26 protein-coding genes are annotated in these 24594 nt (G+C 63.1%); 13 read left to right on the top strand and 13 right to left on the bottom strand.

The genetic code is table 11. From position 1 onward, the window contains the following. The first annotated feature begins 111 nt into the window (after positions 1 to 111). Positions 112 to 2325 (top strand): TonB-dependent receptor, encoded by a 2214-nt coding sequence (locus RCO27_RS14475; protein WP_309003407.1) that lies wholly within the window; start codon positions 112 to 114, stop codon positions 2323 to 2325. An 11-nt stretch (positions 2326 to 2336) separates the two neighbouring features. Continuing rightward, complete coding sequence (locus tag RCO27_RS14470; protein WP_309003406.1) at positions 2337 to 3317, top strand: 3-keto-5-aminohexanoate cleavage protein; 981 nt, start codon at positions 2337 to 2339, stop codon at positions 3315 to 3317. Positions 3318 to 3343: 26 nt separating this feature from the next. On the opposite strand, the gene RCO27_RS14465 is transcribed toward RCO27_RS14470, so the two are convergent. Then, complete coding sequence (locus RCO27_RS14465) at positions 3344 to 3814, bottom strand: MarR family winged helix-turn-helix transcriptional regulator (protein ID WP_309003405.1); 471 nt, start codon at positions 3812 to 3814, stop codon at positions 3344 to 3346. Positions 3815 to 3980: 166 nt separating this feature from the next. Between RCO27_RS14465 and RCO27_RS14460 the strand changes: the two genes are divergently transcribed. Next, complete coding sequence (locus tag RCO27_RS14460; protein ID WP_309003404.1) at positions 3981 to 5048, top strand: hypothetical protein; 1068 nt, start codon at positions 3981 to 3983, stop codon at positions 5046 to 5048. Positions 5049 to 5109: 61 nt separating this feature from the next. Here the strand turns inward: RCO27_RS14460 and nadC are convergent, their stop codons facing one another. Further along, complete coding sequence (gene nadC, locus RCO27_RS14455) at positions 5110 to 5976, bottom strand: carboxylating nicotinate-nucleotide diphosphorylase (protein ID WP_309003403.1); 867 nt, start codon at positions 5974 to 5976, stop codon at positions 5110 to 5112. Next, positions 5966 to 7219: a Rieske 2Fe-2S domain-containing protein gene (locus tag RCO27_RS14450; protein ID WP_309003402.1), complete on the bottom strand. Its 1254-nt coding sequence runs from the start codon at positions 7217 to 7219 to the stop codon at positions 5966 to 5968. The genes nadC and RCO27_RS14450 overlap by 11 nt, the downstream gene beginning before the upstream one ends. Here RCO27_RS14450 and RCO27_RS14445 point away from each other — a divergent pair. Further along, on the top strand, positions 7196 to 8521 hold the full coding sequence (locus RCO27_RS14445; RefSeq protein WP_309003401.1) for a Gfo/Idh/MocA family oxidoreductase: 1326 nt from the start codon (positions 7196 to 7198) through the stop codon (positions 8519 to 8521). The two genes, RCO27_RS14450 and RCO27_RS14445, sit on opposite strands and share 24 nt — an antisense overlap. Positions 8522 to 8662: 141 nt before the next feature. After that, on the top strand, positions 8663 to 9523 hold the full coding sequence (locus RCO27_RS14440) for an ABC transporter substrate-binding protein (RefSeq protein WP_309003400.1): 861 nt from the start codon (positions 8663 to 8665) through the stop codon (positions 9521 to 9523). Between the two features lie 22 nt (positions 9524 to 9545). Here the strand turns inward: RCO27_RS14440 and RCO27_RS14435 are convergent, their stop codons facing one another. From RCO27_RS14435 to RCO27_RS14410, 6 genes are all read right to left on the bottom strand, one after another. Further along, positions 9546 to 10490, bottom strand: a complete 945-nt coding sequence (locus RCO27_RS14435) for a Gfo/Idh/MocA family oxidoreductase (RefSeq protein ID WP_309003968.1) — start codon at positions 10488 to 10490, stop codon at positions 9546 to 9548. Beyond that, positions 10487 to 11329 carry a class III extradiol dioxygenase subunit beta gene (locus tag RCO27_RS14430; protein WP_309003399.1) on the bottom strand — a complete coding sequence of 281 codons (843 nt, stop codon included), beginning with the start codon at positions 11327 to 11329 and terminating at the stop codon, positions 10487 to 10489. The genes RCO27_RS14435 and RCO27_RS14430 overlap by 4 nt, the downstream gene beginning before the upstream one ends. Next, positions 11329 to 11733 carry a protocatechuate 4,5-dioxygenase subunit alpha gene (ligA, locus tag RCO27_RS14425; RefSeq protein WP_309003398.1) on the bottom strand — a complete coding sequence of 135 codons (405 nt, stop codon included), beginning with the start codon at positions 11731 to 11733 and terminating at the stop codon, positions 11329 to 11331. The genes RCO27_RS14430 and ligA overlap by 1 nt, the downstream gene beginning before the upstream one ends. Beyond that, positions 11730 to 12755 carry an amidohydrolase family protein gene (locus RCO27_RS14420; protein WP_309003397.1) on the bottom strand — a complete coding sequence of 342 codons (1026 nt, stop codon included), beginning with the start codon at positions 12753 to 12755 and terminating at the stop codon, positions 11730 to 11732. Before RCO27_RS14420 ends, ligA begins: the two co-directional genes overlap by 4 nt. Beyond that, entirely contained in the window at positions 12752 to 13513 is a 762-nt protein-coding gene (locus tag RCO27_RS14415; protein WP_309003396.1) for a DUF1932 domain-containing protein, read from the bottom strand. Before RCO27_RS14415 ends, RCO27_RS14420 begins: the two co-directional genes overlap by 4 nt. A 71-nt stretch (positions 13514 to 13584) precedes the next feature. Beyond that, entirely contained in the window at positions 13585 to 14730 is a 1146-nt protein-coding gene (locus tag RCO27_RS14410) for a LysR substrate-binding domain-containing protein (RefSeq protein ID WP_309003395.1), read from the bottom strand. 92 nt (positions 14731 to 14822) lie between these two features. Between RCO27_RS14410 and ligK the strand changes: the two genes are divergently transcribed. The 4 genes from ligK to RCO27_RS14390 all read left to right on the top strand — a co-directional run bounded on the left by ligK (position 14823) and on the right by RCO27_RS14390 (position 18014). Next, positions 14823 to 15497 carry a 4-carboxy-4-hydroxy-2-oxoadipate aldolase/oxaloacetate decarboxylase gene (ligK, locus tag RCO27_RS14405; protein ID WP_309003394.1) on the top strand — a complete coding sequence of 225 codons (675 nt, stop codon included), beginning with the start codon at positions 14823 to 14825 and terminating at the stop codon, positions 15495 to 15497. Further along, positions 15490 to 16548 (top strand): 4-oxalomesaconate tautomerase, encoded by a 1059-nt coding sequence (locus tag RCO27_RS14400; protein ID WP_309003393.1) that lies wholly within the window; start codon positions 15490 to 15492, stop codon positions 16546 to 16548. The genes ligK and RCO27_RS14400 overlap by 8 nt, the downstream gene beginning before the upstream one ends. Then, positions 16545 to 17426 carry an amidohydrolase family protein gene (locus RCO27_RS14395; protein WP_309003392.1) on the top strand — a complete coding sequence of 294 codons (882 nt, stop codon included), beginning with the start codon at positions 16545 to 16547 and terminating at the stop codon, positions 17424 to 17426. The genes RCO27_RS14400 and RCO27_RS14395 overlap by 4 nt, the downstream gene beginning before the upstream one ends. Positions 17427 to 17696: 270 nt before the next feature. Beyond that, positions 17697 to 18014, top strand: a complete 318-nt coding sequence (locus tag RCO27_RS14390) for a 2Fe-2S iron-sulfur cluster-binding protein (protein ID WP_309003391.1) — start codon at positions 17697 to 17699, stop codon at positions 18012 to 18014. A 251-nt stretch (positions 18015 to 18265) separates the two neighbouring features. Here RCO27_RS14390 and RCO27_RS14385 read toward each other — a convergent pair whose 3' ends face one another. Continuing rightward, positions 18266 to 19147: a class I SAM-dependent methyltransferase gene (locus tag RCO27_RS14385; protein WP_309003390.1), complete on the bottom strand. Its 882-nt coding sequence runs from the start codon at positions 19145 to 19147 to the stop codon at positions 18266 to 18268. A 149-nt stretch (positions 19148 to 19296) separates the two neighbouring features. On the opposite strand from RCO27_RS14385, the gene RCO27_RS14380 reads away from it, so the two are divergent. Further along, positions 19297 to 19899 carry a TetR/AcrR family transcriptional regulator gene (locus tag RCO27_RS14380; protein WP_309003389.1) on the top strand — a complete coding sequence of 201 codons (603 nt, stop codon included), beginning with the start codon at positions 19297 to 19299 and terminating at the stop codon, positions 19897 to 19899. A 218-nt stretch (positions 19900 to 20117) separates the two neighbouring features. On the opposite strand, the gene RCO27_RS14375 is transcribed toward RCO27_RS14380, so the two are convergent. After that, positions 20118 to 20621: a VOC family protein gene (locus tag RCO27_RS14375; RefSeq protein ID WP_309003388.1), complete on the bottom strand. Its 504-nt coding sequence runs from the start codon at positions 20619 to 20621 to the stop codon at positions 20118 to 20120. Positions 20622 to 20809: 188 nt separating this feature from the next. On the opposite strand from RCO27_RS14375, the gene RCO27_RS19275 reads away from it, so the two are divergent. Next, positions 20810 to 21172 carry a PilZ domain-containing protein gene (locus RCO27_RS19275; protein WP_374990389.1) on the top strand — a complete coding sequence of 121 codons (363 nt, stop codon included), beginning with the start codon at positions 20810 to 20812 and terminating at the stop codon, positions 21170 to 21172. Positions 21173 to 21285: 113 nt separating this feature from the next. Here the strand turns inward: RCO27_RS19275 and RCO27_RS14370 are convergent, their stop codons facing one another. After that, a complete protein-coding gene (locus tag RCO27_RS14370) occupies positions 21286 to 22215 on the bottom strand; it encodes a nucleotidyltransferase and HEPN domain-containing protein (protein ID WP_309003387.1) in 930 nt (309 codons plus the stop codon). 65 nt (positions 22216 to 22280) lie between these two features. Continuing rightward, complete coding sequence (locus RCO27_RS14365) at positions 22281 to 22493, bottom strand: sigma factor-like helix-turn-helix DNA-binding protein (protein ID WP_309003386.1); 213 nt, start codon at positions 22491 to 22493, stop codon at positions 22281 to 22283. A gap of 526 nt (positions 22494 to 23019) precedes the next feature. On the opposite strand from RCO27_RS14365, the gene RCO27_RS14360 reads away from it, so the two are divergent. Further along, a complete protein-coding gene (locus RCO27_RS14360) occupies positions 23020 to 23562 on the top strand; it encodes a sigma-70 family RNA polymerase sigma factor (RefSeq protein ID WP_309003385.1) in 543 nt (180 codons plus the stop codon). After that, entirely contained in the window at positions 23559 to 24554 is a 996-nt protein-coding gene (locus tag RCO27_RS14355) for a FecR domain-containing protein (protein ID WP_309003384.1), read from the top strand. The genes RCO27_RS14360 and RCO27_RS14355 overlap by 4 nt, the downstream gene beginning before the upstream one ends. Positions 24555 to 24594: the final 40 nt, after the last annotated feature.

Genomic DNA, 24594 nt, shown 5'->3' with positions numbered 1-24594 from the left:
CTTTCTCTCGCACTCTTCGAAACCTACGATATCGTAGTATATTGCATATTCCCCGAACGCAAGCTAGGAAAGCTTCGATAGCAAAGCAATTTTGCCCATCTGAGTCGGGCAATGAGCGTGGGGAGCGAGATGAAAAAACCAGGTTATCTGTCAGCGGTGAGCATTTTGGCGTGCGCGGCGGCGATGTCCGTGCCGGTGCACGAAGCGCATGCGCAGGAGGCCGGGGCAGACGCGGCTGTTGGGGAGATCGTCATTACGGCGAACAAGAGGACCCAGAATCTGCAGGACACGCCCATGGCGATCACCGCCATCGCATCCGAGCAGTTGGTGGCCTCTGGCGTCACGGACATCCGCGGCGTGCAGAACCTTGTTCCCTCGGTCCGGTTCCAGGCCGAATCCACCTCTACACAGGTCTATATGCGAGGGGTCGGCTCGACCCTCGACTTCCCTCAGCTTGAGCCTCCCACGGCCATTCATTTCAACGGCATCTACATGCCGCGCGAAGCGACCAGCATCGGCCTCTACGACGTTGCGCAGATCGAAGTTCTCCCGGGACCTCAAGGGACGCTTTACGGGCGGGGCTCCCTTGGCGGCATCGTCAACGTGAACTTTGCCCGTCCGACGCGAGACTTCGAAGTCAGGGGGCTGGTCGAATATGGGAACTATGACATGTTGCACGGCAGTGCATCGATCAATGTTCCCCTGGGCGACACACTGTCAGTCCGGCTCGCGGGGGACTATCTGCGCCGTGACGGCTATATGGAATCGGGCGCCGATTCCGCCGACAATTACGGCGTGCGGCTTTCGTTGCTTTGGCAACCGACCGACCGGTTTTCGGCTTATCTTTGGGGGTCGATTGCCGAGCTCGACGGGGTGCCAGCCAATCTGGTCGTGAAGGGTGTGGATCCGCAAACAGGGGCACTGCGCCGCAATGCCTTTCTGCAGGAGAACCCCTGGAACGATCAATTGCCGCCGCCCTATGCCGCGGGCCTGCCGTTCGGCCAACCGAATCAGGGTGAATATGCGTACAGAAACAATATGGTTGGTGGAGAGATATCGTTCGACCTGACCGACGATGTGCAGCTCGTCTATGTTCCCAGCTATTTGGACTTCAGTGTTGACGGAGCCTATTGGCTGGCCGCGTTTCCGGCGAACAAGCGAGATAATTATGAACAGATGACGCATGAGCTTCGCTTGTCGGGCGAAGGCGATTGGGGCAGCTGGCTCGTCGGGCTATATGGTTATCGGCTGGTGAGTAGCGGTGTCTTCACCTTCGGCGGTTTCGACCCCGTGACCCGCCGGCCGGGCGATTTCTTCGACCTGGGAGGTTTCGCCAATCCGCTCAGCGGGTTTCCGGTCAGCGTCGTGGACCGCAATCGCCTGAAAGGCGCAGCGGCCTTTGGACAAGTGACTGTGAACCTCGGCGACGACGCGCGGCTCACGCTTGGCGGGCGCTATGGTATCGACAATCGCGTGGGGCGTGGGCGTTTCTTCAATGGAACGGGGCTGGCGCCATTCACCTATGACGCAGAGTTCGAGCGGTTCGACTATCGGGTCGTCCTGGACTATGACATCACCGATGACGTAATGGTCTATGTTGGCTCGCAGAGCGGTTTTCAGCCTGGAACGTTCAATCCCTATGCCAACACCGCGGCCGCCAGCAATGCGGTGGATGCGGCCAAGCTGACAAGTTATGCAGGCGGCATAAGGAGTCGGTTCGCCGGCGGGAGAATGACGCTCAACGCAGAGCTTTTTTACTATGACTATCGCGACCTTTTCGCATCGGCATACAATACGGTTCTTAACTTGACGCAGACGTTCAATGCGGATCAGGTTGAAGTCTATGGCGTCCAGATCGACGCAGCCGTCAATTTAAGCCCGGACGATAGATTTACGGCATCGGTGGGTTATACTCATGCCAGAAACAAGGATTTTGTGCTTCCGGACGGTACCGCGAACTTCAACGGGTTGCAGTTGCAATACGCCCCGGATTGGACGATCTCACTCGGCTATCATCATGATTTCCAGCTCTCCTCCGGTTATGTTCGTGCGGCGGTCAATTCCCGCTTCGAGAGCTCGTTCTTCGCCGATTTCGCGCAAACACCGGGCGGCCAGCAGGAAGCCTATACGAAAACGGACGCCTCGCTAACATATTATGCGGCGAACGAGCGCTGGAGCCTGGGTGTTTGGATGAAAAACATCGAGGATGTCGCGGTGATCGCTGCGACCGCTGCCGGCGCCAATATCCCTGCTCAACCCTTGGGTGCGACGGCGTTTCTGGAAGCGCCGCGGACCTATGGTATCCGCGCGACCTTCAATTTCTAAGGAAAGCAAGCATGTCAGTGAACATTGAGCCGCTGCCCCTTTGGGAAGCAGCCCGTCGTGAAATGGAGACTTACCATTTCGTGGCCGGGGCCGACAGTCAGCCAAAATGGGATATTCCTCAGACAATCGCGATCAACGTCGCGGTTTCCGGGCGGTTCGATGAGGGGCAAAGTGGCGCCGGCCATCCTACCTCGATCGAAGATTATGTTGATGCCGCATCGGAGGTGATTGAGGCAGGAGCCTGCGGCATTCATGTCGATTTCACCTGGGTGATCGATAACAAGGGGCGCCGGCTCGATCTCGATCTACCGCCCGTCGAAGCCTATGGTCAGGTGCTTGAGCCGTTGCGCAAACGGTTCGGCTACAGTTTCGTGTCGAACCTGAACGTGCTCAACGGCAAGACGTTCGAGGAATGCATGTCACCGGCGCGCGCGGGATTGTGCGAAGTGGCGCCCTGCGCGCCCGGCCATCCCGAAGCGTTCGTACTGCCCGCCATGCAGGCGATGACGGACTGCGGGGTCAAGCCCGAACTCGCCGTCCATAGCACCGGTGAGATCGACTTGGCGAAACGCCGTCTGCTCGACACCGGCGTGCTGAAGGACAAACCCTATTGGCTGATCCTCTACGGTCTGCCGTTCGGAACCGGCCGCTCGCTGATTTCGGGCACAGCTGTCAACGACACGCAGCAGATGGCGCTGCATTTGTTCATGATGGTCGATCAAATTCGAAAGATCGATCCCACTGCTGCGATCACTGTTTGCGCTGCCGGCCGCGCCACCATGTACATGACGACCCTGGCGACCATGATGGGGCTGCATATCCGCGTCGGTGTCGAGGATACGCCGTGGAAATATCCCAACAGCGATGCCCGTCTGGCCAGCAATCTGGAAATGTTCAACATGGCCAAGGATATCGCCGCGCTGCACGGACGCCGTCCGGCGACGGCAGATGAGTATCGCGGGCTGATCGGACTTGAGTCTAGGGGCGCTTGACCTTGGGGAGGCGAGCCGATTGCGCGTCAGCCGTCGTCCGCGTTCGTCGTCTCATCGAGCGCGATTTGCAGGTTGGCCGACATACGCGAAAGCACCGAGAGGCAGGTAGCAAGTTCCTTCGGCGCAATGCCCGCCATGGCGATCGCGTTTATTTCCAGCGCATAGCCGATCAGCTCCTTTTCGAGTGCCCGCCCCTCTGGCGTCAGCTTGACCCGCATCTTGCGCTTGTCGGCGAGATCCCGGCTGCGGTCGACCAGGCCATGGCGGATCATGCCGTTGATCATGCTGACGGTGGTCGTCTCGGTCACATTGGTGAGATCGCTGAGCTGTTTCTGGGTAACGTCGTCCGCTATCCACAGCGCGCGCAGATAGTACCAGAATCCGGTCTTCAGGCCGTGCGGCGCGAGGCGCGCACTGAGCAGCCTGTCGAACCGCCGGTGACAGCGTCGCACCTGATGGCCGAAGCTCTTTTGGGGATCGGCGTGATTCACGGCCATGGCTCCAACCTCGCCGCCCCACGGCGGCGGCTCAATTCGGCAGCAGATTGTGAGTTAGCATATGGCATTTCAAGCGTAAGTGTCACATATACTTTTATATCGATGAATTAATCGCACGAGCGAGGCGAGGAGCAAGGGAGAGCCACATGAACGCCGAGGTGATCCGATGACCGGGAAATCTTCATTGGCCGATGGCCCGCCGCCGAACGTTCACCTCTGGTCGCGCGAAGGCTTTCTGGGGGCAAACGCCATCGGACTGCAGCCGGGATATACTCCCGACTATGAAAGCGTCGAAGGGTTGCACGCACCGCGCCGTCTGGCGATGGAGGCGTTCGTTACCGCCGACATGTCCGATCCCGACGCGCTGCCCACGCCGATCCTGATGTGCCGGACGCACGAGGTGACGATCAGTGTGAGCCGGCGGCGCGAACCCATGGCGTTCACTCTGCGCAACGTCGAGGCGGACGAGCTGCATTTCATGCAGCGCGGCGGCGCGCGCTTCGATACCGAGTTCGGTTCGATCGAAGGCGGGGAAGGCGATTTCGTCTGTATTCCCCGTTCCTGCGCTTATCGCATGACCCCGCTGTCGGGGGAGCTGGTCGATGTGATCCTGGAGAGCGCGGGCGCCTATCGGTTCGACACGCCCGCCCCGTTCGGCATGATCAATTTCGGCATGGATCTGCGCCGCGCCGCGATTTCGCCGATGCCGCCACAGATGGAGCCGTCGGCCGCCGGCCACCATGTCCTGGTGCTCAAGGCCCTGGACGGACTGACCCGCTTCGTGAAGCCTGTGGATCCGTTGCCAGCGATCGTCCGGGTGGGCGGCGAAACGCCCGTATGGGCGCTGAACATCGCCGCCGTGCAGCCGGTCAGTTACGGCGGGCTGGGCGGCCCACCGGCGCAGTTCCTGACGACCCCGAGGGCTGAAACCCTCCTATATACGCTCAGTTCGCGCCAGTCGAAGCTCCGTCCGCCGGTGCATCACAACGCCGATTATGACGAGTTCATTCTCTTTTTCCGTGGGCCGGGAAGCTATGGCGAGCTCGATCAGCCGGGCTCTCTCTCGCACGTCCCGAAGGGGGTCACGCACCACGGGCCGACCGAGGACGTGCCAGAGGGCTATCTTGCCTGGCTGCTGGAAACGCGCGCGACGATGCGCTTCACGCCCGAGGCGCTCGCCCAGGCCAAACTCATGGAAACCGGCGCCTACGGCGTACATCCGAGCGAACGCTAGTACGCATTGACCACCGCCTCGGTGTTCTTCGCGTCCGAAACGGCGATTGAGCATTGGCCTGTCAGGCAGGTGCGTAGTCCAGTCCGATATCGGCGGCGGGTGCGCTTTGGGTAATGCGACCGACCGAGACGTAGGTTACGCCGGTTTCAGCGATAGCCCGGATGGTATCGAGCCGAACGCCGCCCGAGGCTTCGATTGGTACGCGTCCCGCGACGAGCGCGACCGCCGCGCTGAGCGTATCCGTCGTCATATTGTCGCACAGCAGGCGGTCCGCGCCCGCCGCCAGCGCGGGCTCGATCTGATCGAGCCGGTCGACCTCGACCTGGACGGCAAGGCCTGTCGCCGCCACCTTGGCCGCGCATACCGCTGCCGTCACCCCCCCGGCAATGGCGATATGGTTGTCTTTGATAAGCAGTCCATCGTCGAGGCGGAGGCGGTGGTTGCACGCGCCACCCATGCGAGCTGCATATTTTTCCAGCAACCGAAGTCCCGGCAGCGTCTTGCGCGTATCGAGCAGGGTGCAGTCCGTTTCCGCGATTGTCTCGACATAGCGGCGTGTCAGAGTAGCGATGCCCGATAGATGCTGCAGCGTGTTGAGCGCCGAGCGTTCCGCCGCCAGCAGCGCGTGGGCATCGCCGGTAAGCCGCAGCAAAACCGTACCGGCCGCAACAGCGGCGCCGTCCTCCACGAAACGTTCGACAAGGACCTGATCGTCGAGGTGACGAAAAAAGGCCTCGGCGATCTCAAGGCCGGCGATTGTCACCGCATCGCGACATGCGATCACGGCGCTCAACCGCGCGCCGGCGGGGATGGTAGCGCGCGAGGTAATGTCGCCACCGGCACCCAGATCCTCAGCCAGCGTCCCCGCCACGAAGCCAGCGACATCCGCCTCGGAAAGCAGGTCCAGTTGCGCCTGATCAGTCTGCATTGTCTGGGCCGATCCGGCGCTCCGCCTCGGACACGCCGATCGTGCGCCAATCGTCACCCTTCGGCACCATGCCTTCAAAGGACGCGAGATCGACATGCGGGATACGCGGTTCCGTAGCGCCGATCGCCGGCTGGCCCTGCGCAACGGCCTGCGCGGCGCGATACATCTGGGCGCGGAAGGTGAAGATCGCCTTGTCGCTCGATCCCAGCCGGTCGTCGCGGCGATCGGCAATGACGCCCATCGATTCCCACATCGCCATATCCTGTGCCGGAATGCCGTAGATGCCGGTAAAGTCACCCGCTTTCATCGCCGCGCGGTCCTGCAGATAGCGGTTTTCCACGTTGCGCTTCTTCCGGAAGGTGATCGGTTCGACATCCTTGCCGATCTCCGCGCCGCAGAATTTGCGCCAAGCGTCCTGATCAATGCCTTTGGCGGGGTCTGGATGCCACGCGACCCAGTAGAACATCGTGTTCTCGTCATCGATTGGAACAAGCATCTGACTGAGATTATACTGGTCGTTGGGAGGGATATGAACGGTGAACGGCGCCACGAACAACGTCATGCGGACATAGTCCTGCTTGTCGGCGTCCACGATTGGCCTGCGGATAGCGGCATAGCGGAAACCGAAGGGTGTTTTCTGCACCTCGATGCGCGGCGACTTGTCCGCGGAAGGCCGCAGCCAGGCGCTCTCGGTCGCGGTCGAACCGCTAACGTTGGCCGCCGTCGGCATGTTCGAGGAATGCAGGCTGGAACTGTGCGCTGAATCGATCGACCCCTCAAGCACCTGTGCCCAGTTGCACGCACCGTGCATCTTCACAATGCTGATCCGGGTCTCTGCGGTAGGGGCCCAAGTGGGGGGTAGGAACGGCAATATATCTTCGGCATCCCCCATCCACAGCCATATGAAGCCGCCGGCCTCCTGCACCGGATAGGCTTTGGTCCTCATCGTCTTGCGTAGCGCGGCGTCGACGGGTTCGGACGACATATCGACCGCGTTTCCGTCCACGTCGAACTTCCAGCCATGATAGAGGCAGCGCAGCCCGCATTCTTCATTGCGCCCATAGACCAGCGAAGCGCGGCGATGCGGGCATTTTTCATCCAGCGCGCCGACACGCCCGTTCGAATCGCGGAAGATCACGATATCCTCACCCAGCAGGCGAACCTTGAGCGGCGCGCAATCGGGCTCGGTCACTTCCTCGATCATGCAGGCGGGCAACCAATGGCGGCGCATCAGCTGGCCCATCGGCGCGTCACATTCGACACGGCACAGCACGTCATTCTGCTCAGGAGTCATGGGTGTAACTTTCGATTGCCGTTTTCTGCTTGCAGTTACCTCTATATCGAAGTATTTTTCGTATCAAGCGCTAAGTCGGCGACCGGCAGGATTAGGACAAGTGAATTGAGGCTGGGGATCATCGGACTGGGGCGTGGCTTCATGCTGACTCTTCCGGCACTCGCCGCGCATCCAGCGGTACGCCTGGCCGGCGCGGCCGATCCGCGCGCCGAGGCGCTCGAGGCGTTCGGGCGCGATTATGGGGCCCGCACATATGGCGATCATACAGCGTTGCTCGCCGATGATGCGATCGACGCTGTCTACATCGCCTCACCGCACCAGTTTCATGCCGAACAGGCCATTGCCGCAGCCCGCGCCGGGAAACATGTCCTCGTGGAGAAACCGATGGCAACCAGCCATGCCGATTGTCTGGCCATGGCAGAATCAGCCGAGTGCGCGGGCGTTGCCCTGATCGTTGGACCCAGCCATGGTTTCGACGCGCCGGTGCATCATGCTGCATCGATCATTGCGAGCCGGACGCTCGGCCGCGTGCGAATGATCACGGCGCTCAACTATACCGATTTCCTCTATCGCCCGCGCCGACCGGAGGAACTGGATGGCGCAAAGGGCGGCGGCGTGGTCTACAGTCAGGCCGCGCATCAGATCGACGTGGTGCGCCGCCTGGCGGGCACCGCTGTCCGGTCGGTGCGCGCGACGATCGGCCAGTGGGATCCAGCGCGCCCGTGCGAGGGTGCTTATAATGCTCTGCTGAACTTCGAAGACGGCGCAACGGCGACCCTCACCTATGGCGGCTATGGCCGCTACGACAGCGACGAGCTTATGGGCTGGATATCCGAACTTGGCCGGCCGAAGGATCCTGCGGCCTATGGTGCGGCACGGCGCGCTTTGGCGGCGATCGCAGATGGCGGCGAAGCGGCTGCGAAGCTGGCGCGCGCATTCGGCGTTGGTGGCGCGGCCGGAATTCCCGCGCCGGCGCCGCACCACGAGCATTTTGGTTTCGTCCTGGTGAGCTGCGAACGGGGCGATCTCAGGCTGATGCCGGATGGCGTATGGGTCTATTCCGATACCGGGCGTCGCTTCGAGGCACTACCCCCTCCGGTCATTCCGCGCGAGGCTGTAATCGGGGAGTTTGTCGCAGCTGTACGGGGTGAGCGGCCGCCGATTCATGACGGCCATTGGGGTGCGGCAACCGTCGCCTGTTGCGAGGCGATCCACCGCTCCAGTGCCGAACGCCGTGAAATCCTGATGTGAAGGAACAGCATGACACGTCTCTCTCTTTCGCTTGCCTGCTGGGGCTATGATCGGACGACGGCTCTGGCCGACGGCAGCATTCGGCCCGATGGCATCGATCTCAACTTCCAGACGCTGGATGTCGAAGAGACGTTCTTCCGCATGCTGCGCAACCGCGAATTCGATGCCGCCGAGTTATCGATGTCATCCTATTGCGTGACCCTGGGACGCGACGATCCACCTTTCATCGCCATCCCGGTGTTTCCGTCGCGTTTTTTCCGTCATTCCTGCATTTTCGTTTCCACCAAGAGCGGGATCCAAAGGCCCGAGGACCTGGTTGGCAAGCGTATCGGCGTGCCCGAATATCAGATGACCGCGCCGGTATGGATCCGCGGCATTCTGCAGGACGAATATGGCGTCGACCCGGCGAGCGTCATTTATGTGACCGGCGGCGAAGAAGAGCCGGGGCGCGAAGAGAAATTGAAGCTGAATCTTCCGGGCAGGTTCAGGGTGGAGCCGATCGGACCGACGCAGACGCTTTCCCGGATGCTCGCCGACGGGGAGATCGATGCGCTACATACCGCGCGCACGCCGAGCACATTCTATTCGGAACCGGACAGGGTGCGCCGCCTGTTTCCCGATTCCGTCGCGGTCGAGAAAGCCTATTTCGCCAAGACCGGCATTTTCCCGATCATGCATGTCGTCGCGATCAGGCGCGATGTCTATGAGCGGCACCGCTGGGTCGCGCAGGCGCTGTTCAAGGCGTTTACCCAGGCACAGTGTCGAACCTATGAGGAGCTGCGGGTGTCCGCATCGCTCAAGACGATGCTGCCCTGGCAGATCGCGATGGTCGAGGATGTGACTGCGACGATGGGCGACGAATGGTGGCCCTATGGCGTGGATCGCAACCGTCATGTGATCGAGACCTTCACCCGCTATCACCACGAGCAGGGTCTGTCGCCGAGGCGGCTCACGGTTGAGGAAATGTTCGCGCCCGAAACCTTCGCCGAGTTCAAGATATAGCCAGCGGCCAGCGTGGACGGGTCTATCCGCCAGCCAGTTGCTTTTCCAGCGCATCAAGCACGCGGTAGCAATCGAGCACTTGCCCCACCGAGCTGTTCGGTTCGCGCCCCTCACGGATGGCCGCGATGAATTCGCGGTCCTGCAGCTCGATGCCGTTCATCGAGACATCGACATGGCTGACGTCGATCGGCTCTTCCTTCGCTGTAACCAGGTCATCGTAGCGCGCGATATATGTGGCACTGTCGCCGATATAACGGAAGAAAGTGCCCAGCGGGCCGTCATTGTTGAACGACAGCGACAATGTGCAGATCGCGCCGCTTTCGCTCTTCAACTGGATCGACATGTCCATCGCGATGCCGAGCTCGGGATGGATCGGCCCTTCGATCGCGTTGGCCTGGACGATTCTGCCTGCCTGATAGGCGAACAGGTCAACCGTGTGCGCGGCATGATGCCAGAGCAAATGGTCGGTCCATGAACGCGCTTCGCCCTTGGCATTCATATTTTTGCGGCGGAAGAAATAGGTCTGCACGTCCATCTGCTGGATGTTGAAGTCGCCCGCGACGATCTTGTTGTGGACATATTGGTGGCTCGGATTGAACCGGCGGGTGTGGCCGACCATGCAGACAAGACCGGTTTCCCTCTGCTTGGCGAGCACGGCTTCGCTGTCCGCCCAGCTATCCGCGAGCGGGATTTCCACCTGCACATGCTTGCCGGCATTCATGCACGCAATGGCCTGGGCTGCATGCATCTGTGTCGGGGTGCAGAGGATAACCGCATCGACATCGTCCAGCGCCAGCGCTTCTTCGAGCTCGGTACCGCTGTGCCGCGCACCATATTTGGCGGCGACATCGGCGGCCTGTTCGGCGCGGCGGCTGATCACCGAGACGATTTCTACGCCGTCGATAATCTCGAGGCCGTCGAGGTGCTTTTCCCCGAACGCGCCGGCGCCTGCGAGCGCAATTCTCATGGCCGTTTCTCCAATATGATATGTCCGACCGCCGTGTTGCTGGCCGGGACATGATAGTGACGGTGCAATTCCTTGACGTTCGCACCGAGCGCGCCGCGCATGATCAGCCACATGACCATCTCGATGCCTTCACTGCCCGTCTCGCGCAGATATTCGATATGCGGGATCTGACGCAGTCGTTCGGGATTTGCGGTCAAATCCTCGAGAAAGCGGTTGTCCCATTCCTTGTTGATCAGGCCAGCACGAGGCCCCTGCAGCTGGTGGCTCATCCCGCCCGTGCCCCAGATTTGCACGTTCAGATCCTCGGGAAAGCTCTCGACCGCGCGCGCGATAGCCTCGCCCAGTTTCCAGCAGCGATTGCCGGTGGGCGGCGGATAGGTGACGACATTGACCGCAAGCGGGACGACCCTGACCGGCCATTCGGCAGGTTTTCCGAACATCATCGACAGCGGCACGGTCAGGCCGTGGTCGACATCCATCTCGTTGATGATCGTCATGTCGAATTCGTCGAGGATAAGGCATTGCGCGACATGCCAGGCAAGATCCGGATGGCCAATCACATCGGGCACGTGCCGCGGCCCCCAGCCTTCGTCCGCCGGCTTGTAGCGTTCGCCGCAGCCGATCGCGAAGGTCGGGATGATCTTCATGTCAAACGCGCTGGCATGGTCGTTATAGACCAGGATGACGACGTCGGGCCTCTGCTCGGCCTCCCACCGCTTGGTCCAGTCGTAACCGGCGAAACAGGCGCGCCAATAATCTTCGCCCGTTTTGTTGAGATCCGAAGCGAGACCGAGCAGCGGGATATGGCTCGAGGCCACGCCTGCGGTGATCCGAGCCACTACCGCTTGTCCTTCTTGGAACGCACGCCGTTGGGCGAACGGCCGCCGGCAAGCATCATCGCCTGGTAGTCCTCGACCAGCATGCCAGTCATGGTGCTGACCGCCTGCACGAATGAGAGGCCATCGGTCGAAAAGACCTTCGACAGGAAATAGATATTGCCGCCCAGGTCGAGCAGCCGGTTATAGTCGCGCGCGCGCAGCGCTTGCTGCTGCTCATCGGTCAGCGGCCAATCGGCCAGATAGCTGGCTTCGCCGGCCTTCCACCGCTCGCGATTCTCGGGCTTCATCAACGACATGCAGAACTGGTTGAGATGATAGCCTTGCCGCGCCCGGGCCGCAGTGAAGATGCGAGTACCGGGAATGTCGTCGAACTCGGCGAGATATTCGTGGATGTCCTTGCTCAACGCCCCTGCTCCTTCAGCAGCGCGTCGAGACGCGGGAAGACGCGACGGGCATTACCTTCGAAAATCGCGTGGCGCTCGGCATCGCTGATGTAGAGCGCGTCGATGTAGCGCCTGGTGTCGTCGAAATAATGGCCGGTGATGGGGTCGATGCCGCGAACCGCGCCGACCATTTCGGAGCCGAACAATATATTCTTGTTGTCGATCACATCGGCGAGCAGGTCGATACCCGGCTGGTGATAGACGCAGGTGTCGAAGAAGATGTTGTTCATCAGATGCGTGTCGAGCACCGGCTTCTTCAGCATGTCGGCAAGACCGCGATAACGCCCCCAATGGTACGGCACCGCGCCGCCGCCATGCGGGATGACAAAGCGCAGTGTCGGGAAGTCCGCGAACAGGTCGCCTTCCAAGAGCTGCATGAAGGCGACGGTGTCCGCGGCGAGATAATAACCGCCCGTCGCGTGCATCGCGGGATTGCAGCTGCCCGAGACATGGATCATCGCCGGCACGTCCAGCGCGACCATCTTCTCGTAAAAGGGATACCAGTAGCGGTCGGTCAGTGGCGGATGGGTGAAATGCCCGCCGCCCGGATCGGGATTGAGGTTGCACCCGACAAAGCCGAGTTCGGTCACGCAGCGCTCCAGCTCGGCAATCGAATTGCTCATGTCGGAGCTTGGCGACTGGGGCAGCATGCAGACGCCGACGAAGGTTCTCGGGAACAGCCCGACCACGCGCGCGATCAGGTCATTGCAGCGCATCGCCCATTCCTTGGCGACAGCTTCGTCGCCGACATGCGGCGCCATTGCCGAGGCCCGCGGCGAGAAGATGGTGAGGTCCGCGCCGCGCTCCGTGATCAGGCGCAGCTGGTTGGCCTCGATGGTCCCACGAATCTCATCGTCGCCGATTTCCGGATAGCGCGGCGATATGGTGCCGGTCCTGAACGCCGCCTTCTGCGCCTCACGCCAAGCGTCGTGGCTCTTCGGCGGCACGGTGTAGTGACCATGGCAGTCGATGATCAGGCTCATGCAGCTATCCCCCGCTGGCGCAGGATCGTGCTGCGCGTCATCAGCGGCTCTACGCCAAGCGCAGACAGCGTCCTGGCGACTTCCTCCATCTCGGCGGCGCGGCGGCGGCCATGGCTGCGCATACGTTCGAGATCATATTCGGCCTTCGCTGCCCAGCCCTCGCCGAGCGAAGCGAGCACGTCGTCCGTGACCCCGGCGGCATCGGCGCCGAGCATCATCTCGGCGGTCAGCGCCTCGATGCCTTTGACCATGACCGAGCGGATCATCTTGATTGCCGAGGCCTGCCCGACCGCATTGCCGACCGCGCGGACATTGCTGAAGCCGAGTTCAGCCAGAGAGCTCACCCCGGCTTCCGCCCTCCCCCCCGACAACAGAAGTGGCACCGCGAGGCGTGCGGGATTGACCGGCGCCATGATCGCGACATCGAAATAATAGCCGCCCGCTGCCTCGATGGCCTCAGCCGCCGCGCGCTTGGTATCGGGCGCGACCGAGTTCATATCGAAATAGAACGTGCCGGGCGCGATCGACGCCGCCGATGTTTGCGCCGCCGTCAAAGCCTGGTCAGCCGTGACGAGGCTCTGGATATAGGCCACCTCGCACACCGCATCGGCGTTGCTCGCGCAACCCGAAACACCTACTTCGGCATAGTCCGCGGCTCGGTCTTGCGTGTCGAAGACACGCGCCTGCCCACCCCAGCAGCCAGCCGAAGCGAAGCTTTTCCCGGCCTCCCCGAAGCCAATGAGCGCAAACTCTCTCACGACTGTCGGCTAGCGACCCTAGCTTCACGCCTCCAATCGAATCGGCGGACGGGGTATAAGTTTTGGCAAATTCAGATACCGGCGATTGCCTTTAGCTGCGCGACGAAGGCCGCCTGCAATGCGGTCGGTCGCCAGTTCGCACGCGTGATCACGCCGATGCTGCGCACCAATCCTTCGGGAGCGTCGCATATGATGTCGAGCCAGTTCGCCTCGAGTTCGACCGCGACCTGGTCGGGCGACAGCAGTGTGAGGAAATCGCTGTCGAGCAATATCTGTCGGATGGTGATCACCGACCCGCATTCGACCGGCACCTCCGGCACCGGTACTTGCGCATCGGTAAACATCCGCTCCCACTGCGCACGCAATGGCACGCCTTTGGCGGCGACGGTCCAAGGATAGCGGGCGAGGTCACGCACGCCTGGATTGCTGCCCGCGAGTGGATGCCCCTTGCGGCCCAATATGACCGGGCGGTCCTCGAACATCGGCTCCTCTTCGATATCCTCGCCGGGCAATGGATCACGCAGCGCGCCGATCAGGAGGTCGAGATCGCCGTCACGTAACGGCTCGAGCAGTTCGGCCCGACTCCCCTCGGCGATCGAAATGACGATTTCGGGATGCACGCGGTGGAAGGCGACGACCGCAGCAGGCAGCAGCCTGGCCCGCGACAGCGGCATCGCGCCGATCGCGATCCGTCCGATCTCGCGGCCTTTCAACGTCCAGATTTCTGCCAGACCGGCTTGCAATTCCGCACGGGCGAGGCGGAAGGCGCGGACGGTGCGGCGGCCCTGTTCGGTCAGCGCCAGCCCTTTGCCGCGCCGTTCGGTCATCGGCCGCCGCAGCGCCACGGACAGATCCTTGACCGAGCGGTGCAGCGACGGCGGAGCGAGGCCCGTCGCCGCGCTCGCGCCCGAATATTTGCCCGCGTCGGCAAAGGCGATCAGCGCGCGCAACTGCGCCATGGTGACGCGCGGGCTGGCGATATGCGCGAGCGCCGCCTCGACGCGCTGCGTTATCAGGCGCGCGGCCTCGGTCGGTTCCATGCCGCCGGGTCGCCGTTCGAACAGCGGCAGGCCCAGTTGCGCCTCCAACTTGCCGAGCGCCTGTGTGATCGCCGGCTGGCTCAAGCTTACCGCGTCGGCCGCAGCACTGACACTGCCCAGCCGGTAGATCGCAGCCGCCGCGCCCAGGTGCCGGAGATTGAGCTGCCATAGATCCATGGCAGCAACCTTAGCTAAAACTTATATTAAGACCAGTCATTCCGAATGGCATTGCACCGCGCATCGTCATAGCGAACATGCAGGAGGATCCCGTGACCGGAATCGTCGTTCAGCATATCGACCGCGCCGCACCGGAAGCCATTGACGGCCTGGGCCTTTGCGGTGTCGCTACGGTGCACGAGGCGCAGGGCCGCACCGGTTTGCTCGCCAGCGGCATACGCCCGATCTATCCCGGCGCGCGGATTGCAGGCAGTGCCGTCACAATCTCCGCGCCTCCAGGCGACAACTGGATGGTGCATGTCGCGATCGAGCAGTTGAAAGAGGGCGACATCCTGGTCGTCGCGCCGACTTCCCCTTGCGAAGACGGCTATTTTGGCGACCTGCTTGCGACCTCGGCGCGGGCGCGTGGGTGCCGCGGGCTCATCATCAATGCCGGTATCCGCGACGTGCGCGATTTGACGGATATGCGGTTCCCTACCTGGTCGAAGGTCGTTTACGCGCAGGGCACGATCAAGGCGTCACTCGGCTCGGTCAATGTGTCGGTGACCTGTGCGGGCGCGGTGATTGATGCGGGCGATGTGATCGTTGCGGATGATGACGGCGTTTGCGTTGTCAGACGGGCAGATGCGGAGAATGTACTTAAGGCTGCGCAGGCGCGTGAAGCGAAGGAGGCCGACAAGCGCGCGCGGCTCGCGGCGGGCGAACTGGGGCTCGACATGTACAAGATGCGCGAAAAGCTCGCCGAGATGGGTCTCAAATATGTCTGAAGCCGGCGTTCGCTGCATGTGGATGCGCGGGGGCACGTCGAAGGGCGGCTATTTCCTGAAGGAAGACCTGCCTCTCGAGGTCGCGAAGCGCGATGCCTTTCTGCTCCGCGTCATGGGATCGCCCGATTCCCGCCAGATTGATGGCATGGGCGGCGCCGACCCGCTGACCAGCAAGGTCGCGATCGTATCGAAATCGACGCGACGGGGCGTCGATGTTGACTACCTCTTCCTGCAGGTCTTCGTCGATCGAGCCGTCGTCACCGACACGCAGAATTGCGGCAATATCCTCGCCGGGATCGGACCCCTCGCGATCGAGCGCGGGCTTGTCGCGGCACACGGAGACGAGACCCGCGTCACCATCTTGCTGGAAAATACCGGCCAGATCGCGGTGGCGACCGTGCAGACGCCGAGCGGTATCGTGACCTATGACGGCGATGCGACCATCGACGGCGTACCGGGCCGGCATGCGCCGGTCCCGCTCGAATTCCGGGATATTGCGGGCTCTTCCTGCGGCGCTCTGCTGCCGACCGGCAATGCGGTCGACATCATCAACGGCATGCCGGTTACGCTGATCGACAATGGCATGCCTTGCGTGGTGATGAAGGCAGAAGACGTCGGCGTCACTGGTTATGAGGATCGCGGCAGCCTCGACGCCAATATTGAGCTCAAGGCCAAGATCGAGGCGATCCGCCTCGCTGTCGGCGAGCGGATGAACCTGGGCGATGTCACCGAAAAATCGGTGCCGAAGATGATGCTTGTCGCGCCTCCCCGAAATGGCGGCGCGGTGTCGGTGCGCAGTTTCATCCCGCACCGCGCGCATGCCGGCATCGGCGTATTCGGCGCGGTCAGTGTGGCGACCGCTTGCCTGATCCGCGGTTCGCCTGCGGCCGAGGTCGCCGATATTCCCGACGGGCAGCACAGGCCGCTTTCGATCGAACACCCCGCCGGAGAAATGAGCTGCCTACTCGAACTGGACGAAGGCGGCGCAGTCAAGTCGGCAGCATTGTTGCGCACCGCGCGCAAATTGATGGACGGGCTGGTGTTCGGATGAGCGAGCGCATCGTCTCATGGCATCCCGACCCGTCTCGCCCGCGCTACGTACCATCGCCGGGGGCGGTCGATGCGCATTGCCATGTCTTCGGGCCGCAGGTGCGATTTCCGTTTAGCGCCAAGGCCAAGTACCTGCCCCAGGACGCCGGGCCGGACATGCTGTTCGCGCTCCGTGACCGTCTGGGCTTCGCGCGCAACGTCATCGTCCAAGCGAGCTGTCACGGCACCGACAATTCAGCCACGTTGAACGCCATCGCCAAATCAGGTGGCAGGGCGCGTGGCATTGCGGTCGTCGATCCGGCGATTTCGGAACAGGGACTGGCCGCGCTGCACAATGGTGGCATTCGCGGTATCCGCTTCAACTTCCTGAAACGTCTGATCGACGACGCGCCCAAGGACAAGTTCCTCGAAGTCTCGAAGCGTCTACCCCAGGGCTGGCACGTCGTCATCTATTTCGAGGCGAACATATTGGAGGAATTGCGCTCGTTCATGGACGCGATCCCCGTTCCGCTGGTTATCGACCACATGGGTCGGCCCGATGTCGCGCAGGGTCCGGACGGTCCCGACATGCGCGCGTTGCGGCGGTTGATCGATTCTCGTCCCGACATCTACGTGAAGACGACCTGCCCCGACCGGCTCGATGCCGCCGGTTACCCTTGGAAGGATTTCATTCGGGCGGTGGGCCCGCTGGTCGCGGACTATCCGAATCGCGTCCTTTGGGGAACCGACTGGCCCCACCCCAACATGCAGGACGCAGTCCCCGACGACGGGCGCCTCGTCGATGTCATCCCGCGTATCGCGCCGACCGACGCGCTCAGACGGAAGCTTCTCGTCATCAATCCGATGGCGCTCTACTGGCCCGAGGAGCGGGATGCATGAAGTCTCGACCCGACGACGGGAGCAGCCACCCCCTGTTTCAGAAAACCTGTCACGGTCCGCGCTTTCAGCGAGAGGCTGCGAAGTCACCAGTCGGCGCGCACGGCGGGAGCGTATGGCCGCGCCGTCCCGAAGGAAGATATCGGACGTAGATCAAACCGACCCACAACATCAAAGCGGGTGCCCCTGACGCTGCACAGCGGCTCACCGGCAAAGCCACCAGCGTCAATGGCGGTATTTCGGCGGCTTGTCCGCGAGAACGAGGAGACATCCGTGTCATCAGTGACCGTAACGACGAGGGCCGGTGATCGGCAGACGCTTCCCGCGCAAACCGGTCTCTCCGTGATGGGAATTTTGCGCGATCAGGGCTGTGATGAGATCCTGGCGCTATGTGGCGGCTGCTGTTCCTGCGCGACGTGCCACGTTATCGTATCGCCCGATTGGTTTGACCGGCTCGAGCCCATGAGCGAAGATGAAGATGATCTCCTCGACGGTTCATCCCATCGCACGAAAACATCGCGGCTGTCGTGTCAGATACGTTTTGAGGAAAGGCTGGCGGGGCTAGAAGTCCAAGTCGCGCCTGAGGACTAGGCGGTCCTCTCTATCCATTGGATACGACGCTGATCTCATCGTCACGCTCAGAGATATCGCATTCGAGTTCCATCAGGCCGACCTGCAGACCGCCACACGCTCTGCGAGATTCGTCGAGGCGAATGCCGGCGAGAAATTGCGGCAGGCCATCCCCAACGCGGCATGGGAGGCGGTTGATCAGTCATGGCGGCGGGTCTTGTAGATGGTCTTGTCATATTGCTCCCCAAGAGAGTTTCTCGACCAGACCTGATCTATCGTGGTTCAAGGGTGACGCCGGGGCAACGGCGGGCAATCAGGTAGCGGAGTCCCCTGGTTCCGACGTCACCTTGCTCGGCAACGCTGAATCCGCCTCCGCCGAGATCGACTGCGATTTTGTCCAAATCAACATGACCATGCCGATGGAGCTGGAAGAAACGCGATTGGCGCAACGGTTTGGGAAAATCTACGATAAGCCAACGCCCGCCCGGCTTCAGCACGCGGAAGACCTCCCGGCTGAACGCCGCGCGGCCCGCCTTCGGAAGGTGATGGAACATCAATGTGCTAAGGACGATGTCGAACTCGCCACTTTTGTAAGGCAAATTCTGAGCGATGGCGTTCGAGAAGCGGACATCGATCCCTTTCCCTCGCGCTTTCGCCGTGGCTCGGGCGACCATATCGGGTGAGGCATCGACGCCGTCCACGCGCCCCTTCGGTCCGACTTGCTTCTTGGCGAGCAGCGCTACGGTTCCGGTGCCGCAGCCAACATCGAGGACAGCTTCTCCCGACTGCAATTCGGCGAAACGCAGCATCTTCTCGCGAAAGGCGCGCTCGCGACCATAGGTCAGGATCCAGGCCAGTGTGTCGTACATGGCGGCCGAATGGAGCAAGATGCCGATATGCGGCGTCTTCGGCAGATCCGATGTGGATTCTTCTGTTTCGGCCGTCATCGAACGATGCGCGCCCTGCCATATCAGCAGGCCCACAATGGCGGCCAACGCCCCGAGATGAACCAGTGCCATTGGAACGCCCATAGAGAAGAAGGCCTCGGCAGTTCCGAACAGGACCAGTACCACAAGCACCAAGGCTAACTTGGCCGCGATGAGCGCAGGCCAGCCGAGCTTCGTGTGCAATATCGTGAAAAGCCTCTGGCACATCGTATCCCTCCTGATGGTCTCGACGCGGACCGTCGAAGGGAGCATAAGATACTAGACATGATGTCCAGTATCGGTTTTGTTGGCCGCCAAGTGCGGCAACGCCCAATACCGGACAACTGCATATCTCATGACCCAGAAAGGATGCAGCCGTGGCTGCCGGATCGATCGATCGTCGTGTTGCGCGAACTCGTAGGCTCTTGCAGGCGGCGCTGTTCGAACTGACCACGGAAAACGGGTATGCGGCGGTTACGGTCGCGGACATTTGCGCGCGGGCCGATGTCGGACGCTCGACCTTCTACACGCATTACCCCGATAAGGACTCCCTGAGAAAGACAGCGATCGAGGAACATCTTGATGTCATGCGTGCCATGGCCGGTGCCAGGGACTCGCAGCCGAGCGCTGGCGGTTTCGTCTTTAGCGGGCCTGCATTCGCCCACGCGGACGCGACGCGAACGATGCACCTAGCGATGCTGGGCGGGAAGAAGCACGAGATACCGGAGGAGGTTCGAGGCTGGATCGACCGGCAGGTTCGCCATGAACTGGCGGATATGGCCAGGCAGGGCGCAATCAGGCTTGATGCTGCCACGCACTTTGTCGTCGGCGCTTTCCTGGAAGTCATGCACTGGTGGCTTGACGAAGAGACACAGCTCTCTCCCGCAGCTGTCGACCAGCTATTCCAATCCCTTGCCTTCGAAGGAATGAGCGCGGTCCTCGCTAAGCCGCATGACGTGCACGGCAAAGGTCACGACTGACCCAGCGGCATCCCATGATCGCGATCGACTGGTGTGGTCCGTATAGCTGAACAGCCGAATGTGGCCGATAGCAGAACGGCGGCTTCCGACCACGCACGTGGGCAAAGCTGCCGTTCGGCTCGCGACCCAACTTCGCCGTTCAGTGATGAGGTCATTCGTGCTGCAAGCCGCCGTAGGTTCGCATCGAGATCAAGCGCGCCGACGGCGGGCAGCGTACTTCAGCTGTCGACAACATTCACAAGATTGCCGGCTGGATCGCGGAAAAAGAAGCGGCGAAGTCCCCAGGCTTCTGCGACGGGGCCGTAAACCACGTCCGCCCCTGCCTCGCGAACGGCCGCTTCGGTGGCGTCGAGGTCGTCCACGCCGATCGAAATCACAGGCAAATCTGTGCCCGAGCCTCCTTCAGATGCTGTGTGCAGCTCGATCTTCTGGGTCGCATTTTTGCTCAGGAACGCGATCCAACCCATTTCGAAGGGCAGGTCGAGGCCGAAGACCTCTTGATAAAATTTCGCGAGCGCAATTGGATCCGGCGCGGTGAGATTGGCAACGATTCTGGTGACGGCCATCGGTTGGTAAACTCCCATTAGTCTGGCGCGAGCAACAATTCGCCCAACGGCGCTGTGGTTTTGTGGTTCATAACTGACGCCAATGATCGCAAAGGCAAGGGCTTCCGTTTCCTGGGCCGCACGCGCCTCGTCGTATCTGAGATCTTCTTCGGACATACGCGTCTCCTGAATCGGTTGCGCTCCCCTTTCCGAGGATTCTCTAGCAGAAGCGGTAATTCTAGCGAGGGGCGGAAGCGATCAAAGGTCGTCCACCAGCCCCCGCTTACCGCGCCGGCAGTCTCCGAACCAAGACAAGTCCGGTCAATTTACCGAATTTTTGGGGGCGCGCATCTATCCTTAGAGCCATGATGGGGAATAAAACGCACAGCGCTGGATGGGTGCTCGCCAGTGATGAAGGAGGGCGCGCGGTGTCGCGCCTCCTGGTCGACTTTCAAGCCGGGCTGCGGCCCCGAGGGGGCGTCTCCCCTCTGCGTGTACGTGTGATCGATCTCTCTATCCACGGTTTCCGTGTCGAGAGTGATATGGATCTCCGCGTCGGCTCGGACGTCTGGCTCCGTCTTCCAGGCCTTGAGGTCTGCCATGCCCAGGTAGCCTGGACAGATGGCTATGTGATAGGCTGCGCATTCAAACGCCCGCTTCATCCGGCCGTGCTCGAGATGGTCGCCGGTTCCGTATTGTGCGGAGACGATGGGCCTTCTGCAGGCTGAAAGATCGTTGCTTTAGCGAATGGGTCGAACGATGACGGCGCACCGATGTGAGATGCCCGCCTAGCTTCTGTGGCGCGTGTGTCCGCGCCATTCGATCTCAGAGATTGAGGCGGTCAACTCTGAGACGCCTGGCTGGCCTCCAGCTCTGCGATCCGCTCCGAGCAGATGGCATGCACGACGCGGCTCAGCTCCTCGACCTGCGCGCCGAGCCAAGTCAGCTCCTCTTCGCTGATGCGATAGTGTTTCGAGTAGCGTGCCTTCACATAGGCGTCCTTCAACTTGGCGAACATCGCCCGCTCGCGCCGGCTGCCGCGCGGCCAGACGTCGAACAGCCGACGGTCGATCCGTTCGGCCTGGGTGCGCAGGAACGCAAGATTGTGCACGTGCGGGGTGTAGAAGGTCACCACCAGCAGGACGCAGTGGTAGAACCGTTCGGTCGCCTGATGGAGAATGAACGCGGCTTCTTTGGGGCGCCCTTGCCCACGTAGTCCGTTTGCAGTGTTCAGGTAAACAATCGCGCTTGGATACCACTCCTCGAAGTATTCCTTCGCCATGGCAAGCGCCTGTTGGGGCGTCTTGGGCTTGGGCGCGTGCAGTTCGCGCGCGTCGCTCTCGTAGAGGGCGATGCCGTCGCGGGCGACGTCCATGAAGAAATAGCGGCCATGGGCCAGCCCGTCATTCACCTCCTGCAGGGTGTGGACGATGAAGTTGACCGGGGTGCGCAGGGCCTTGGTGATCGACAGCTCGCGGATCAGCCGTTCTTCGGCCTTCTCCCAATATTCGACCCGGTCGACGAGGCGCTTGTCGTTGACGATGACGAGCAGGTCGAAATCCGACTGATAGCCCTTGGCGGTGTGCGGCTCGTCGACCCAGCCGCCGCGCGCATAGGAGCCGTAGAGGATCACTTTCAGGATGCGGCCCTGTTTCTTCCAGTCCTGGGTGGCGAGCGCGGTCGCCTCGCCGAACTCCTCGAACAGGATCTGGACGACGCGGGCGAGCTCGCGCTGCTTGGCCGGCGGCAGGTGATCGAGGTCGGTGCGCATGGTTCATGCTTTCCTAGACGCGGGCGCCGCCGAAGCCAAACGCAGGGACGCCTCCCCTCCCCGCCTCACGCCTCGTCGCTGGGAAGAATACGCGCGATCCGGCAGATGGCCTCGGCGAACCGCGCCTCGACCTCGTCGATGCCGATCCCGAGCCGCGCGGCGATGGCGGCATAATCGAGCCCGTCCACCGCATGGAGGATAAACACCTCGCGCGGCCACAGGGGCAGCGCCGCCACCGCCCGCTGCATCGCCGCGCGCCTCTCGTGATCCACCGCCATATGCCCAGCTCCTTCCTCGCGCCACACCCCGGCCGGAGGGCGGGGTGGGCTCAAGGCGCGGGCGGACAGGCGCGCCGGGACGAGGCGGGCCGCACCTGACAAGGCCGCAGCGCAGCGAAGGACCCTGGCGCGCGAGCGCCAGGGTTGCGGCCCGCCGCGGCGCGCCTAGCGGGGAGCGGCGCCCACCCCGCCCCCCTGCCGGACGGCCAGCCGCCGGATCGCGGCAATGCCCGCGATGCGGCCGGCGCCGCGACGCCACGGTCCCACCGCCGATGCCCCTCGCCAGAGGGCGCCCGGACGCCGGCGGGGCGCAAGTTGAACAGAACGCCGATCTGACGCACAAGGGCGGCGCAGCCCGGCCAGGCCGGCGGCCGGCTGCGGAATAGCCCGCCAGGCATCACGCGCGCCCGTCCCTCATGGCCGGGCGACAGTCCCCAGGCACGGCCCGGCGCGGGATATATTCTCGTGCGCCTTCCTGAACCCGTCCGCCCGTCCGGCGGGCGCGCATCCCACGCGCCGTGACGCGATGGACGCACCGGACGATGCCGGCGGCGGCGCCGCGCCCGGGCCCGAGGACGCGCGCCAGCGCCTCGACCTGCTCTATCGCGACCAGGCGCCGCAGCTTCGTCGCCGCCTGGTCGCGCGGCTGCGCTCGACCGAGGAGGCGAGCGACCTGGTGCAGGAGGCGTTCGCCCGCCTGCTCGGCGCGCGCGCGCTCGGGACGCTGCGCGCGCCCGAGGCCTTTCTCAACCGGATCGTGCGCAACCTGCTCATCGACCGCGCCCGGCAGCGCGGGCGCAGCGCGCCCCACCTGCCGATCGACGTGGAGGCCGAGATCGCGGTGCGGCCGACCCAGGCGGACGGGATCGAGCTCGACCAGATGCGGACGCGCTATCGCGCGGCGGTGGCCGCGCTGCCGCCGCGCACGCGCGAGGTGTTCACCCTCCACCGGGTCGAGGAGCTGAGCTACAAGGCGATCGCGCAGCGGCTCGGGATCAGCGTGCGCACGGTCGAATGGCATGTCGCCGAGGCGATCGTGCGGATCGGCAAGGGGTTGGACGAGGCATGAACGAACCCACCGCATCGCCGACCATGCCGGACGACCCGCTGACCCGCGAAGCGGCCGACTGGTTCGCCCGGATGCGCGGGCCCAAGGCCGAGGCCAATCGCGCCGCGTTCGAGGCCTGGCTGGCGCGCGGCGCGGCGCACCGGCGCGCCTATAACCGCGCCGCCGAGATTTTCGCCCTGGGCAAGCTGCTCGCCGACGCGCCCGCGCCGGCGGCGGCCCCGCAACGACACCGGGCGCTGGTCGCCGCGGCCGTGCTGTGCGCGCTCGGCCTGACCCTCGCGCTGGGCTGGTTCGCGGCGCGCACGATCGCGCCCGGCGGGACGATCGCCGCGAGCGGCACGCGGCAGCTCGCCACAAGGGCCGGCGAGACGCGCACGATGCGATTGCCCGACGGCTCGCGGGTCCGGCTCGATGGCGACACCCTCCTCGAGGTCGACATGGAGGCCCAGCGTCGCCGGCTGCGCCTCGCGCGCGGCGCCGCGCGGTTCGAGGTCGCGCGCGGGCCGCAGCCCTTCGTCGTGCGCGCCGGCACCGGCTGGGTGACGGCGCGCGGCACGGTCTTCGAGGTCGCGCTGCGCGGCCGGCGCGTCGAGGTCCGCCTGTTCGAAGGGGCGATCGACGTCGCCCTCCCCGCACCCGATCCTGGCCAGGGTCGGGCGGTCCGGCGGCTGGCGCCGGGCGAAGCGGTCGCGTTCGCGGCGGACCCGGCGACCGCGTCAGATCCCCCGCGCGCGACGCCGCCGACCCCGGAAGCATCGAGCGGACCGGCCACCCGCGACTATGACGCGGTGACCCTCGCCGAACTCGTGGCCGAGGCCAATCGCAGCGCGGCGCGGCCGATCCGGCTCACGGACGCGGCGATCGGCCAGAGGCGCGTCTCGGGCCGGTTTCGCATCGACGACAGCGCGCTCCTCGCCGACCGGCTCGCGTCCCTGTTCGACCTCGCCGTCGATCGCGGCGATCCACAGGTGCTGGTGCTGCGCCGGCGCTGAGGCGAAAATTTTCGCGGCGCGCACCCCGTAGTTCGGCATT

Origin of the sequence: Sphingosinicella sp. LHD-64, assembly GCF_031157375.1 — a bacterium.
GTDB lineage: Bacteria > Pseudomonadota > Alphaproteobacteria > Sphingomonadales > Sphingomonadaceae > Allosphingosinicella.
This window is presented reverse-complemented; position numbering and strand designations above follow the sequence as displayed.